The sequence below is a fragment of the Xenorhabdus stockiae genome (genome assembly GCF_002632825.1).
GTDB lineage: Bacteria > Pseudomonadota > Gammaproteobacteria > Enterobacterales > Enterobacteriaceae > Xenorhabdus > Xenorhabdus stockiae.
The window spans coordinates 36,660-49,506 of the sequence record NZ_NJAJ01000027.1; the positions used below are offsets into that span (position 1 = coordinate 36,660).

Consider the following 12,847-nt stretch of genomic DNA (forward strand, 5'->3'; position numbering starts at 1 on the left):
TTTACAACTGTATCTTTATTGTCTACAAGGTGATTCTTGATTATTAATAATTCAATATTTAACGAGATGCATTATGACAAGTCAAACAACAGAAGCGTTGAAAGAAATTTACCAAAAAATTAGTAAGAGAATGGTTAAATTAATACCTTATTTGACGATTTTGTCCGGCATAATGGTATGGAGTTATTTAAATAATATTGGTAGACTAGATTTACTAATAGACTCTTTCTCAATTAATATAGGATTGATACCTTTATTAATATCTTCGGTAATTCTCTCGATCGCTATAGTTATAACCCTCATTCTACCTAGCTCCATACTTATTTTTCACCATTCCATATTTCCTGATATAATTAAAAAACCAATATATATGCCGTTGCTAGGTTGGGGAGGTTCAACTTTATTCTTAACATTAGCATTCCTTCCTCATGTTCCTTGTGTTAAAAAAATAATCTCACCTCCTTCTGCATTACTAGCCATAACCATAATAGCAACATTATCTTTTTTAATGTTTATATCAATTTCATTATTTAAAGGGGATTTTAAAAATAATAGTATTTCGGATAAGTTTAAAAAGGTCGGTCAAGTACTAATAGCTACATTCATAATAGTATTCGCTACATTATCAATATCGCTTCCTGTTAGTTTGCTGTTAAAGAATAGTACAGGAGAGAAAATAATATCATTGCTAATAGCATGGGTTTTCATGATTATATTTTCACTATCATCATTTCTTCCAGCAATAGTATATTTTGATGATATAAAAAACGCTCCATCAAGTAGTGAAAACAGAAATGGAAATATAATTCCATTAGCAAAAAAATTATCAATTTCTGTTATTTTAACCATAATAACCACATCTATTCTATTTCCTAATATAACCTCTATGCTAGTGAATAGTTCTCTTTACTCTATTGGAATCATGGATAATAAAAGCCATCATTTTCTAATTGATGGTAACAAGTACCAGCCAAACATGTTTCCCCAGCACTTATGGATGACATCGACAACAAACAAGATTGAGAAAAGCTTTTTCATCTATGGAATAAGAATATTTTCAGCCGGAAATAAAAATTTAATATGCCCAGATAGTGTTGGTGAGTTTAAAAAAAATATTAATGGAAGAAATTACGATTTAATTACTTCCTCTGATAGTGAAGACAGTGAAAAAAAACTAAAAAACATGACTGATACTTGTGTTATTTTGAATAGTGATGATGCTAAACAATGGGATACTTTCTTTAAAATTAATAGCCAAAACTAAATGATATTTTATATATATCCCATAGCCAGAATAATAATTCTGGCTTTATTCTTTTCGTTACAAAAAATTTGATGGAGAAAGAACAATTATTCTGAGTTTGGGATCGCCCCAACATCCTTTATTAGCACGGAGTTGACTGTCATATTTGCTTGAACTCAAAGTAGCAAGGTATCAAATCTCATCTAGACGGCATATAACACAAAAAGTTAAGCGTTTATACTGATTCGCTTATTGAGTCCGATAAACCAATCAGTTAAAGTAGCCCCGCCATTAGCAAAATCTAGTGGTCAGGGCTTCGCATCCCTGAGCTAAGAACACTGGTAGGATGTTTCTACCAGTGGCCTCGTTCACCCTTTCAATGGTGATTCAGGCAGGGGAGGCTTCGGCCTCACCGGAATCTTAGCCCGGTAATGCGAACCTTGCTTGAATCGCCACCATCAATTTTCTCAATTAATGGAAGGGGTAGCAGGAATGAATAACGTTAAAAATGATTGGCATCAAGCCGACATTATCGCCGCATTACGTAAACGTGGTACAACCTTAGCGGCTGTTTCTCGTGAATCCGGCCTCAGTTCATCTACATTAGCAAATACTCTCAGCAGACCGTGGCCGAAAGGCGAATGGATAATAGCTAACTATCTTGAAATACATCCCTCAGAAATTTGGCCTAGCCGTTATTTTGATTCGTATGGTGAATTGATTGAACGTAAGGTTCGAGATAAATCATAAAAATAGTAATCCACCACTTGAAAATCATCGGGAAGATAGCCGTAACGGGGTATCTTCTCACTAGCAGTAACATTCGTAATTGTCCCTCCTAAAAACTTTCAGCGAGATAAACCGCAACTTCTTCACAAGATCAGAACGGTTAGCACATTAGCCTCGTTTTATTGAGCACAAATTCACTCTTATTCTTTCCTGTCTTTTCTTTTACACTGTTCTTATCTTATGTCTTGTTTATAAGTTTGTTCAGCGTTCTATGTATAAACAATTGCATAAACAAACAAAAACAACCTCGTTAAATAATTGTAATTATTTTAAATAATATCAAATGGTTATACTTTAATTATGAATATAGCTAATATATCTCAAGTTAAGACTTTTTTCCTCTCATTACAGGACGAAATCTGTAAACAACTTGAACGTCTGGATGATCATTCCCATTTCATCGAAGAGTGCTGGCAACGGGAGGAAGGTGGTGGCGGACGCAGCCGTGTCTTAAAATCAGGTAAGGTTTTTGAGCAGGCAGGCGTGAACTTTTCCCATGTAACCGGAGATTCCCTGCCTTCGTCAGCAACAGCTCACCGCCCTGAACTGGCGGGGCGCAGCTATCAGGCAATGGGAGTTTCCCTTGTTATTCACCCCCAGAACCCTTATGTTCCAACCAGTCACGCTAATGTACGCTTTTTTGTTGCAGAAAAAGAAGGCGAGTCCCCCATCTGGTGGTTTGGTGGCGGGTTTGATCTCACTCCCTATTATGGCTTTAAAGAGGATGCCGTTCACTGGCACACTGTTGCCAGTACGTTATGCCAGCCATTTGGTGAGGATATTTATCCCACATATAAAAAGTGGTGTGATGATTATTTCTTTATTAAGCATCGTAATGAGCCTCGCGGTATTGGCGGGCTGTTTTATGATGATTTAAATAGCCCCGATTTTGATACTTGCTTCAATTTCACACAAGCTGTGGGTAATGGTTTCCTGTCAGCTTATCTACCTATTGTTGAAAGAAGAAAAGATATCGGCTGGGGAGAGCGGGAAAGGCAATTCCAATTATATCGCCGTGGTCGCTATGTTGAATTTAATTTAGTCTGGGATAGAGGAACATTGTTCGGTCTGCAAAGTGGCGGGAGAACAGAATCTATACTGATGTCCATGCCTCCTTTAGTTCGCTGGGAGTATAATTATTCCCCTGAGCCAAATTCTTCCGAAGAAGAGCTCTATACATCATTTCTGATAAAAAAAGATTGGATATAAATAAATCCGAGAGTAGCCCAATAGAATAAATATGTATTGGGCTATTTATCACTGCTCTAATCTAAATTTAAAATTGAATATACACTTCGTCTTTCAAGTTATCTCTTTGCTGGCTATCTACCTTGAGTTTAATTGTATATATTACAACCCTGATTTTATATCAATAGATTAATAAATTTATTGATAGCATTCCATTAACAATATTCTGTTATAAAAAGTCAATATTTACCCTGATGACTATCACTTTAATTATCGATAGTATGCAAATGGGCGCCAAAAACAATAAACATAGCACTGACAAAACAGGGGATAATTATGGACAGACAAGCAATTAATAGATGCAGTTTAATTCCTCCATTTGTCTTAGAACAAATATCCAATCACTGTGACGAGTGTACTAACCAATATGTATTAAAAACATTAGATCATGTTTATAATTTAATGAACATTACGGCATTTGAAGGTATTCCACAGCCGGAATATGAGATAAAACATGATGAAAAAATAAAATTACACAGAACTATTTATGATGCAGAACAGAAAGAAGAGTTCCCCGGAAAGAAATTAATCCGAAGTGAAGGTATGCCTGACAGCGACGATATTGCCATTAATGAAGCCTATGAGTATCTTGGAAAAACTCATGAGTTTTATAGTCAGGCTTTTGATCGCAATTCACTTGACAACCAAGGGCTGAAATTAGTTGCCACTGTTCATTATGGTAAAAATTACTTAAATGCTTTTTGGTCAAGAAAGCAAATGGTTTTCGGTGATGGCGATGGTCAGTTCTTCAATCGTTTTACCTCTGCTATTGATGTGGTAGCACACGAACTCACACATGGAGTTATTCAAAATGAAGTTAATCTCTACTATGCCTACCAGTCTGGTGCTCTGAATGAGTCTATTTCAGATGCATTTGGCATAATGGTAAAACAGTATGCCAATAATCAAAGAGCGGATGAATCCGACTGGTTACTGGGAAAAGGAATACTGGGTCCTCGTTTTAACCCAGAGAATAAACCTGATATTGCCTTACGCTCATTTATAAGGCCGGGTACAGCATTTTCCAACGATAGGCAGGTTGCTCATATGGATCAATATGAAGAGCTACCAATTACGCTGGATAATGGAGGAGTTCATATATATTCAGGGATCCCGAACAAAGCATTTTACTTACTTGCAATTGCACTGGGAGGTTATTCATGGGAGAGAGCTGGAAAAATCTGGTATGAAACTTTATTAGATAATCGTTTATCTTCATATGCCACTTTTGATGAGTTCGCTACATTAACTATTAAGAGTGCAGAAAGATTATTTGGCAAGAATATCGCCCACATTACCAAAGAGTGTTGGAAAGAAGTTGGCGTTCTTTTACCTAAAAAAACAGCAGAAAAAACATTAATATAGTATTATTAATCAACATTAAATTAATTTCATCTTAATCATATAATTAATATCAAATAGCCATTTTAGCTCTTTGTTATATTTATAGATTAATAAAAACAAAATAAGAAAAAAGCATTTAATTAGTAGAAAACCTTGTGACTTAGGCTAATAATTTAATTGGGATCCCAAAAAATACACAGCATCTAAAAATAAATCGGGGTATCATTATGTACAAAAATACGATACACAACATTATTCCTCCAAATTTATTCGAATATATTATTAAAAATTGCGATGAAAATGATAAGGCTCCAATATTAAAAGCTTTAAATCATACTTATAATTTAATGAATTATTATGCTGGCATGGGAAGTTCATCACTGATATATAATCCAGGAGATAATGAGAATCTGGATAGAGTAATATATGATGCCGAAAATACAGATAAGTATCCAGGTATAAAAACAGTACGGACTGAAGGCTCCTCTGAAAGTAAGGATATTTGTGTTGATGAAGCCTATGAACATCTTGGTATAACTTATCAATTCTATAAAGAAATTTTTGGCCGTAACTCAATTGATAATAAAGGACTTAAGTTAGTCGCTACAGTACATTATCTTGAAAATTATGCAAATGCGTTTTGGGCAGACAACCAGATGGTTTTTGGTGACGGTATGAAGTCGTATCTTAATCGCTTCACATCCTGTATTGATGTTACCGCCCATGAAATGACACACGGTGTCACTCAATATGAAGCAAATCTGGACTATGCCTATCAAGCAGGTGCTCTCAACGAGTCTATTTCAGATGTATTCGGTATTATGGTGAAACAATTTTCGAATAATCAGAAAGCAGGGGAATCTGACTGGCTGATTGGTCAGGGGATCTTCGGGCCAAAAATGAACCCTAATAATGATCCAAATCTTGCCCTGCGTTCGTTCAAGGAGCCGGGAGCTGCGTATTCAGATGATGATCAAATAGGTCATATGGATCAGTATGAAGATCTTCCTTTTTCAAATGACAACGGCGGAGTTCATAAATATTCAGGCATTCCAAATAGAGCATTCTACCTGTTAGCAACAGCTTTAGGAGGGTATTCATGGGAGCAAGCAGGTAAAATCTGGTACAGCACTTTGACAGATAATAATCTGTCTAACAAAGCAAATTTTGATGATTTTGCTAAATTAACGGTAAGTAATGCCTGCAAGCTCTTTGGTAAAAATGTTTCAAATCTTGTCACTGATGCATGGCATCAAGTGGGTGTCCTGCGCTGACGATAAAATAATATTTTTGGCACAGGGGTTAGGAAAACCCCTGTTGTTATCGTCATATTTATTTCTATATTCTTTTTTATCAGGCTATGATTTTTTCTAATCAAATCAGTTTTATCTTAATTAAATTCTTCAACCACATGAATTCCCAATAATATAAGATCAACTGTGGTTCTGAAAATTTATTTTCTTATTACATATATAATTAACAAAATAAATGAATAAAAAAATTTACATTTTTAGTAGTGACTGATTTAATTATTTTGACTAACATTTAGACTAGCAAGGTATGTTATATCCAACGAGTTTCAATGTGTATCACGGCGGCAAAGGAATGATAAAGGCTGGTTTCCGATGGAACACAAAAGCCGCTCATTAATCTCTGGGATCATAGCGCATCGTATATTTATAAAAACGGTGACTGGAGTGCGTGAGTGTAGCCAGCAAAGAAGCACTTGAAAAATGGAGGATATTATATAGATACCAGGCTCACACACTAACAAATTGGGTATATTATGTGCAACACAACAAATCAACGCTGTATAGTCCCGCCCCATTTGCTGGAGTATATTGCAAAGCACTGCGATGAAAAAGATAAGGAGTATGTGCTAAAAACATTGCATGATGTTAATAAGTTAATGAAAAAATCAGCCCAAAATTCCTCGTTACAAAAAAAAGATATAACTAAAATTGATAAAGAAAAAAGTAATTAATCATTCGATATTAAGAAGTATAAGCCAGAAGATAATCAATTCAATTATTCATCAGAATGGTTAATAGTCTTAAACAAAAATAAAGAGCTATAAATAGCTCTTTATTTTTTTGCTTAATTAACGCTTTTTCAAATGTTCCATCAAACGCTTACGTTTACGCAACTGTGTTGCCGTTAATGTATTTTTCTTACCCGCATACGGGTTAGCCCCTTCTTTAAACTGAATACGAATAGGTGTACCCATCACTTTTAAAGAGCGGCGGAAATAATTCATTAAGTAGCGCTTATACGAATCAGGCAAACCTGTTACCTGATTGCCGTGAATAACAACGATTGGCGGATTATATCCTCCGGCATGAGCATATTTCATTTTGACTCTGCGCCCGCGTATTATTGGTGGCTGATGATCATCTTCGGCCATACGCATAATACGGGTAAGCATGGACGTATTCACACGACGGGTCGCACTTTCATAAGCTTCCAGAATAGAATCAAACAGATTCCCTACTCCGCTACCATGCAAAGCAGAAATAAAGTGGACACGGGCAAAATCAACAAACCCCAGACGTAAGTCCAGCATATCCTTAACATGATCACGATCTTCCTGAGTCATGCCATCCCATTTATTCACCGCGATGACTAAGGAGCGGCCGCTGTTAAGAATAAAGCCCAACAGGGAAAGATCCTGATCCGAAATGCCTTCACGAGCATCAACCACCAGCATAACGACGTTCGCATCTTCAATTGCCTGAAGTGTTTTGATAACAGAGAATTTCTCTACCGTTTCTGTCACCTTGCCACGCTTACGAACTCCCGCTGTGTCAATCAGCACATATTCACGGCCATCACGCTCCATCGGAATATAGATGCTGTCACGAGTTGTACCCGGCATATCGAAGACAACAACGCGCTCTTCACCCAAAATACGGTTAGTCAGTGTGGACTTACCCACATTTGGACGCCCGACGATTGCTAACTTCAATGGCAGTGTTGTCGGATCGAAATCATCTTCCTGCTCAGCTTCTTCGACAGCGTCTTGTTCAGCCTGTTCTAACTCAGCCCAGTAAGCAGCGTTAGCTTCTTCTTCCGTTAATTCAATTTCCTCTGCACCTTCCTCGTCTGCATAGAAAGGCAACAGTGCGTGCTCAATCAATTGTGTTACGCCACGCCCATGAGAAGCAGCGATAGAATGTATATCCCCCAATCCCAGAGAATAAAATTCAGCAACAGATGTATCAATATCGATACCGTCAGTCTTATTCGCGACTAAAAACGACGATTTTTCACGACTGCGTAAATGCTTTGCAATCGCATGATCCGCAGGCATCAACCCGGATCTGGCATCAACCATAAACAGGACAATGTCTGCTTCTTCGATTGCCATCAAAGATTGCGTAGCCATATGTGTTTCTACGCCCTCTTCTGTTCCGTCAATACCACCGGTATCAACGATAATAAATTCTTTCCCTTCAACTTCCGCACGTCCATATTTACGGTCGCGGGTTAAACCGGGAAAATCCGCGACCAATGCATCTCTGGTACGGGTTAAGCGGTTAAATAAAGTAGACTTTCCGACATTGGGGCGCCCAACCAGCGCAACGACAGGTATCATTTTTGATGCCTCATGACTAAATGTAAATCGATATCCCGCAAAAAAAGAGGCGCTTGAAGTTCGTTCACAACAAAATCTTCTTCTCATAACTGCAAGATACTAAAAAGACGACACGGCTCCTGTCATTACAGGAGCCGTGTTCGGATAAAACGCATTAAAATATTTACTGTATATCAGCGTGTATACAGGTAAACTTTACCATTCCTTGCCTGCACCATCAGTTTATCACTGGCGATAACCGGACGGCTTAATAAGCCTGAGCTATCAACCTTATGCTGAGCCATAAACTGACCATCTTCCATATTCAGCCAGTGCAGATAACCTTCTCCATCCCCCACAACCAGATAGCCGTTATACATTTCCGGGGCTGTCAGATTACGGTGCAACAAATCGTTCTGGGACCAAATGGTTACCCCATCACTTTTACGCAGGGATAAAATACGATCATCCTGATCTACAACAAAAATATTGTTGTCAGTCACAACCATATCATTGACGGAACCAAGATCACGTTTCCAGATTATCTGACCAGAGCGCATATCCATTGCAACCAGATTGCCATTATAGGCAATGGCATAAATGACATTATCAGAAATGACCGGTGTCATATCAACATCATTCAGACGATCAATTTCCGTTGCGCCAGTGACCTGAGAGATACGCTGTTGCCAAATAAGTTGCCCCTGTGAAAGCAGCACCGCACTGACACGACCATTATCACCACCGACAATCGCAGCGCCATATGCCACAGCGGGTGCTGATTCGCCACGGACAGACAATGGCGGTGTATCCATATTGATGGACCAGGCGATAGAGCCATCATTCTCATTCAATGCCTGTAACATCCCATTACCGGTATGAATCAGGATAAGGTTATCACTTAACACCGGACGGGATAACGCTTCACCAGCAACCTGAGTTTCCCACTCAACTTTGCCGGTTGTAGCATCTAATGCGATCACTTTGGCTTTCTCTGTGCCAACATACAGACGATCACCTGATACCGTCAAACCACCAGACAATAACGCAGGCAAACGTGACGATAGAAAGCCTGTTTTCTCTGACAAATCGGTAGACCACAACTCTTTGCCGCTATCTATATCAAATGCTTTGATAATACCATTACGATCGGCAACATAAACAGCAGAGCCTTGCCATGCAGGTGATAAGTGAGAGTAGTAATGACCAACTCCACTTCCAACTGACTTATCCCACACCACATGAGGATTGAATTGGTTTTCAACCTTTGGCAACGGGGACATTATGACCGTATCCTGTTCACTTGAGCAACCCGCCAGCAGAACAGAAGCAACCAGCCCAACCAGAAGTGTTTTACGCAGTTGCATTAGAGTTGGCTCCCTTAGTTGGATAAATTATCTAGTTTAACTTGCATTCTCTCTTTCAAAGCCTGAGCTCCCTGAGATTCCAACCCTCTGGAGTATGCTTCACGCGCACCTGCTATATCGCCTTTCTTCGCCAGAATATCACCCCTGATATTCTCAGTGATGATTTGCCATCCTTTGCTTTTTACCTGCTCCAGCGTTTTTAATGCTGCATCAGTTTTATCTTCTGCTAACTGAATGCGGGCCAGACGAATATCAGACAAAGCCTGCATATCCTGATCTTTAGCTTTACCTGAAGCAGTCAGTAAATATTTCTCTGCCTGCGCCAAATCATTCTTATCAACCGAATGTTTTGCCAGTTCCATATCTGCCATCACACCGTAGATATTATTCGTTTCGTTAGCGAATTTCTCTGCGGCCGAGATACCTTCTTTCGAACCTGATGCTAATGACTGGTTCATTTGCTCAAATGCTGTTGCAGTATCTTGTAACTGATTTGTTTGATGAGATTGCCAGTAACGCCAGCCAATAATTGCCCCAATCCCCAGTACTAAGCCAACAGCAATATATTTACCGTTGTTAACGAAAAAACGCTTTATTGCATCAACTTGTTCAGTTTCAGTGGTATAGACTTCCACAGAGTCTCTCCTTAGCCTAACAGTTCGCTCAAACGTGCTGCGATCGTTTGTTGTGGTAATGTTTGTTGCTCACCATTACGTAAATCTTTCACAGTGACATTACCTGTACTAATTTCATCTTCCCCTAAGAGCAGGGCAATTTTGGCACCGTGCTTACCTGCACGCCCCAGTTGTTTCTTAAAGTTACCGCCACCGTGATTGGTCATCAGGCGTAATTCCGGTAATTCATCACGGATTTTCTCTGCCAGAATCAGTGCTGCCTGTTGACTACCTTCCCCGAAGGAAGAAAGGTAAACATCTGCAACCGTGAGATCGGCAACAAATTCAGGGTTCACTTCCTGAACTAACAGGATCATGCGTTCCATGCCCATGGCAAAGCCGACCGCAGGTGTTGATTTCCCACCCAGTTGCTCAACCAGACCATCATAACGCCCACCGGCACAGACTGTACCCTGCGCACCCAAAGCAGAAGTGACCCATTCAAAAACGGTGCGGTTATAATAGTCAAGACCACGTACCAGACGCTGGTTAATACGATACTGAATACCCGCAGCATCCAGATTCCGGCACAGTCCGTCAAAGTGTTCTTTTGATTCTGCATCAAGATAATCAAACAAAGCCGGAGCATCGTTAAGAAGTGCCTGAACCTCCGGATTTTTAGAATCCAGTACGCGCAATGGGTTAGTATACATGCGACGCAGACAATCTTCGTCCAATTTATCTTTATGCTGCTCAAGGAAGGCAACCAGAGCATCACGATAGTTTGCCCGTGCTTCCAGAGAACCGATGGAATTCAATTCTAGTGTCACATGCTCAGCAATGCCCAATTCCCGCCACCAGCGCGCAGTCATCAGGATCATTTCAGCATCAATATCCGGCCCCTGAAGACCAAACACTTCTGCACCCAATTGATGAAACTGACGATAACGGCCTTTTTGCGGGCGCTCATAACGGAACATCTGACCGATGTACCATAAACGCTGTTCCTGATTGTACAGCAGACCATGTTCGATACCGGCACGAACACAACCAGCAGTGTTTTCCGGGCGCAGGGTCAGGCTTTCTCCGTTGCGGTCATTAAATGTATACATTTCTTTTTCGACCACATCAGTCACTTCCCCGATAGCTCGCTTGAATAACGGGGTCTGCTCTACAACCGGTGTTCTGATTTCACTGAAGCCATAACCAGCCAGCACACGTTTTATTGTAGACTCAACACGTTGCCAAATCGCTGTTTCAGCAGGAAGGCAATCGTTCATGCCACGAATAGCCGAAATGTTTTTTGCCATGTTTTATCTCTTATTAATATTTTTACAATAGAGTCGATTATAAAAGCGAATATTCTCAAGGTTCAATCAGCAAACAAAATAATACCGACTCAAATAACATGAGCCGGTATTGAATTTTACTTTTCGAGCTGATTAATACTGATCCGTTTACTGGCATCAAGGATCGCAGCCTTGGCCCGGATTTTCGCTTCAAGCTGGTCAATCAAATCATTATTATCGAGACGTTCTTTCTGACGGACGCCATCTTCATAAAAACCACTTTTTGTTTTTGCGCCGGTCACGCCCAATGTAGAAACTTCAGCTTCTCCGGGACCATTGACAACACAGCCGATGATGGAAACATCCATCGGAGTGATCAGATCTTCAAGGCGTTGTTCAAGCGCATTGACTGTCCCGATAACGTCAAATTCCTGACGTGAGCAGGTCGGGCAGGCAATGAAATTGATACCTCTGGAACGAATGCGCAGTGCTTTCAGAATATCGAAGCCAACTTTAACCTCTTCTACCGGATCTGCCGCCAGAGAGATACGCAAAGTGTCCCCAATACCTTCGGATAACAGCATTCCTAAACCGATTGAAGATTTCACCGCACCAGCACGGGCACCGCCTGCTTCGGTAATGCCTAAATGAAGCGGCTGATCAATTTTCTGAGCCAGCAAACGATAGGCACCTACAGCAAGAAAGACGTCAGATGCTTTGACACTAACCTTGAACTGATCAAAGTTAAGACGGTCAAGAATATCCACATGGCGCATAGCCGATTCCACCAAGGCTTCTGGTGTCGGTTCTCCGTATTTTTCCTGTAAATCTTTTTCCAAAGAGCCGCCATTAACCCCAATACGGATTGGTATATTATGATGGCGGGCGCAATCTACAACCTGACGGATCCGCTCTTCATTACCAATATTCCCGGGATTAATACGCAAACAGTCAACACCGTATTCGGCAACTTTTAATGCGATACGGTAATCAAAATGGATATCGGCAACTAACGGGACATTGACTTGCTGCTTGATGAGTTTAAAGGCTTCCGCCGCATCCATGGTTGGCACCGAAACACGGACAATATCAACACCTACACGCTCCAACGATTTGATCTGATTAACAGTCGCTTCAACATCTGTTGTCCGTGTGTTCGTCATTGACTGCACCGCAATAGGTGCATTATCTCCAATAGGTACATTACCGACATAGATACGTGTGGATTTACGTCTTGTTATCGGTGATTCATTATGCATTTTTACATTACTCCCCTACATCCCTGTATTTTATTTATAAAAATTACAACTATGCTGTGGTGAATAATACACATAGACGAACCTGAACCCCAGCTCAACATTCGTCTCAAAGTATGTGCC

The 12,847-nt window shown here is 40.0% G+C and carries 11 protein-coding genes; 6 read left to right on the plus strand and 5 right to left on the minus strand.

The features are described 5' to 3' along the window. The first annotated feature begins 73 nt into the window (after positions 1 to 73). From Xsto_RS22205 to Xsto_RS14170, 6 genes are all read left to right on the plus strand, one after another. Positions 74 to 1,264: a hypothetical protein gene (locus Xsto_RS22205; protein WP_244590405.1), complete on the plus strand. Its 1,191-nt coding sequence runs from the start codon at positions 74 to 76 to the stop codon at positions 1,262 to 1,264. A gap of 471 nt (positions 1,265 to 1,735) precedes the next feature. Continuing rightward, complete coding sequence (locus Xsto_RS14150) at positions 1,736 to 1,993, plus strand: helix-turn-helix domain-containing protein (RefSeq protein ID WP_099110566.1); 258 nt, start codon at positions 1,736 to 1,738, stop codon at positions 1,991 to 1,993. Between the two features lie 339 nt (positions 1,994 to 2,332). Beyond that, on the plus strand, positions 2,333 to 3,241 hold the full coding sequence (gene hemF / locus Xsto_RS14155; protein ID WP_099110568.1) for an oxygen-dependent coproporphyrinogen oxidase: 909 nt from the start codon (positions 2,333 to 2,335) through the stop codon (positions 3,239 to 3,241). Between the two features lie 315 nt (positions 3,242 to 3,556). Next, positions 3,557 to 4,645 carry a M4 family metallopeptidase gene (locus Xsto_RS14160; RefSeq protein WP_099125451.1) on the plus strand — a complete coding sequence of 363 codons (1,089 nt, stop codon included), beginning with the start codon at positions 3,557 to 3,559 and terminating at the stop codon, positions 4,643 to 4,645. 206 nt (positions 4,646 to 4,851) lie between these two features. Then, a complete protein-coding gene (locus Xsto_RS14165; protein ID WP_099125452.1) occupies positions 4,852 to 5,898 on the plus strand; it encodes a M4 family metallopeptidase in 1,047 nt (348 codons plus the stop codon). Positions 5,899 to 6,410: 512 nt separating this feature from the next. Continuing rightward, positions 6,411 to 6,608: a protealysin propeptide domain-containing protein gene (locus Xsto_RS14170; RefSeq protein ID WP_099125453.1), complete on the plus strand. Its 198-nt coding sequence runs from the start codon at positions 6,411 to 6,413 to the stop codon at positions 6,606 to 6,608. Positions 6,609 to 6,725: 117 nt separating this feature from the next. On the opposite strand, the gene der is transcribed toward Xsto_RS14170, so the two are convergent. The 5 genes from der to ispG all read right to left on the minus strand — a co-directional run bounded on the left by der (position 6,726) and on the right by ispG (position 12,727). Continuing rightward, the gene (gene der, locus Xsto_RS14175) at positions 6,726 to 8,219 is read right to left on the minus strand and encodes a ribosome biogenesis GTPase Der (protein WP_099110573.1); all 1,494 of its coding nucleotides are present in this window, start codon (positions 8,217 to 8,219) and stop codon (positions 6,726 to 6,728) included. A 173-nt stretch (positions 8,220 to 8,392) separates the two neighbouring features. Beyond that, positions 8,393 to 9,565 carry an outer membrane protein assembly factor BamB gene (gene bamB, locus Xsto_RS14180; RefSeq protein WP_099125454.1) on the minus strand — a complete coding sequence of 391 codons (1,173 nt, stop codon included), beginning with the start codon at positions 9,563 to 9,565 and terminating at the stop codon, positions 8,393 to 8,395. 14 nt (positions 9,566 to 9,579) lie between these two features. After that, positions 9,580 to 10,200 carry a YfgM family protein gene (locus Xsto_RS14185; RefSeq protein WP_099125455.1) on the minus strand — a complete coding sequence of 207 codons (621 nt, stop codon included), beginning with the start codon at positions 10,198 to 10,200 and terminating at the stop codon, positions 9,580 to 9,582. Between the two features lie 11 nt (positions 10,201 to 10,211). Next, on the minus strand, positions 10,212 to 11,489 hold the full coding sequence (hisS, locus tag Xsto_RS14190; RefSeq protein ID WP_099121858.1) for a histidine--tRNA ligase: 1,278 nt from the start codon (positions 11,487 to 11,489) through the stop codon (positions 10,212 to 10,214). 116 nt (positions 11,490 to 11,605) lie between these two features. Further along, positions 11,606 to 12,727 (minus strand): flavodoxin-dependent (E)-4-hydroxy-3-methylbut-2-enyl-diphosphate synthase, encoded by a 1,122-nt coding sequence (gene ispG / locus Xsto_RS14195; RefSeq protein WP_099110579.1) that lies wholly within the window; start codon positions 12,725 to 12,727, stop codon positions 11,606 to 11,608. Positions 12,728 to 12,847 lie beyond the last annotated feature (120 nt).

What these genes read in the sequence shown, in the direction of transcription:
- Xsto_RS22205 (WP_244590405.1), top strand. Translation starts at nt 74, where the DNA reads ATGACAAGTCAAACAACAGAAGCGTTGAAAGAAATTTACCAAAAAATT.
- Xsto_RS14150 (WP_099110566.1), top strand. Translation starts at nt 1,736, where the DNA reads ATGAATAACGTTAAAAATGATTGGCATCAAGCCGACATTATCGCCGCA.
- hemF (WP_099110568.1), top strand. Translation starts at nt 2,333, where the DNA reads ATGAATATAGCTAATATATCTCAAGTTAAGACTTTTTTCCTCTCATTA.
- Xsto_RS14160 (WP_099125451.1), top strand. Translation starts at nt 3,557, where the DNA reads ATGGACAGACAAGCAATTAATAGATGCAGTTTAATTCCTCCATTTGTC.
- Xsto_RS14165 (WP_099125452.1), top strand. Translation starts at nt 4,852, where the DNA reads ATGTACAAAAATACGATACACAACATTATTCCTCCAAATTTATTCGAA.
- Xsto_RS14170 (WP_099125453.1), top strand. Translation starts at nt 6,411, where the DNA reads ATGTGCAACACAACAAATCAACGCTGTATAGTCCCGCCCCATTTGCTG.
- der (WP_099110573.1), bottom strand. Translation starts at nt 8,219, where the DNA reads ATGATACCTGTCGTTGCGCTGGTTGGGCGCCCCAATGTCGGAAAGTCT.
- bamB (WP_099125454.1), bottom strand. Translation starts at nt 9,565, where the DNA reads ATGCAACTGCGTAAAACACTTCTGGTTGGGCTGGTTGCTTCTGTTCTG.
- hisS (WP_099121858.1), bottom strand. Translation starts at nt 11,489, where the DNA reads ATGGCAAAAAACATTTCGGCTATTCGTGGCATGAACGATTGCCTTCCT.
- ispG (WP_099110579.1), bottom strand. Translation starts at nt 12,727, where the DNA reads ATGCATAATGAATCACCGATAACAAGACGTAAATCCACACGTATCTAT.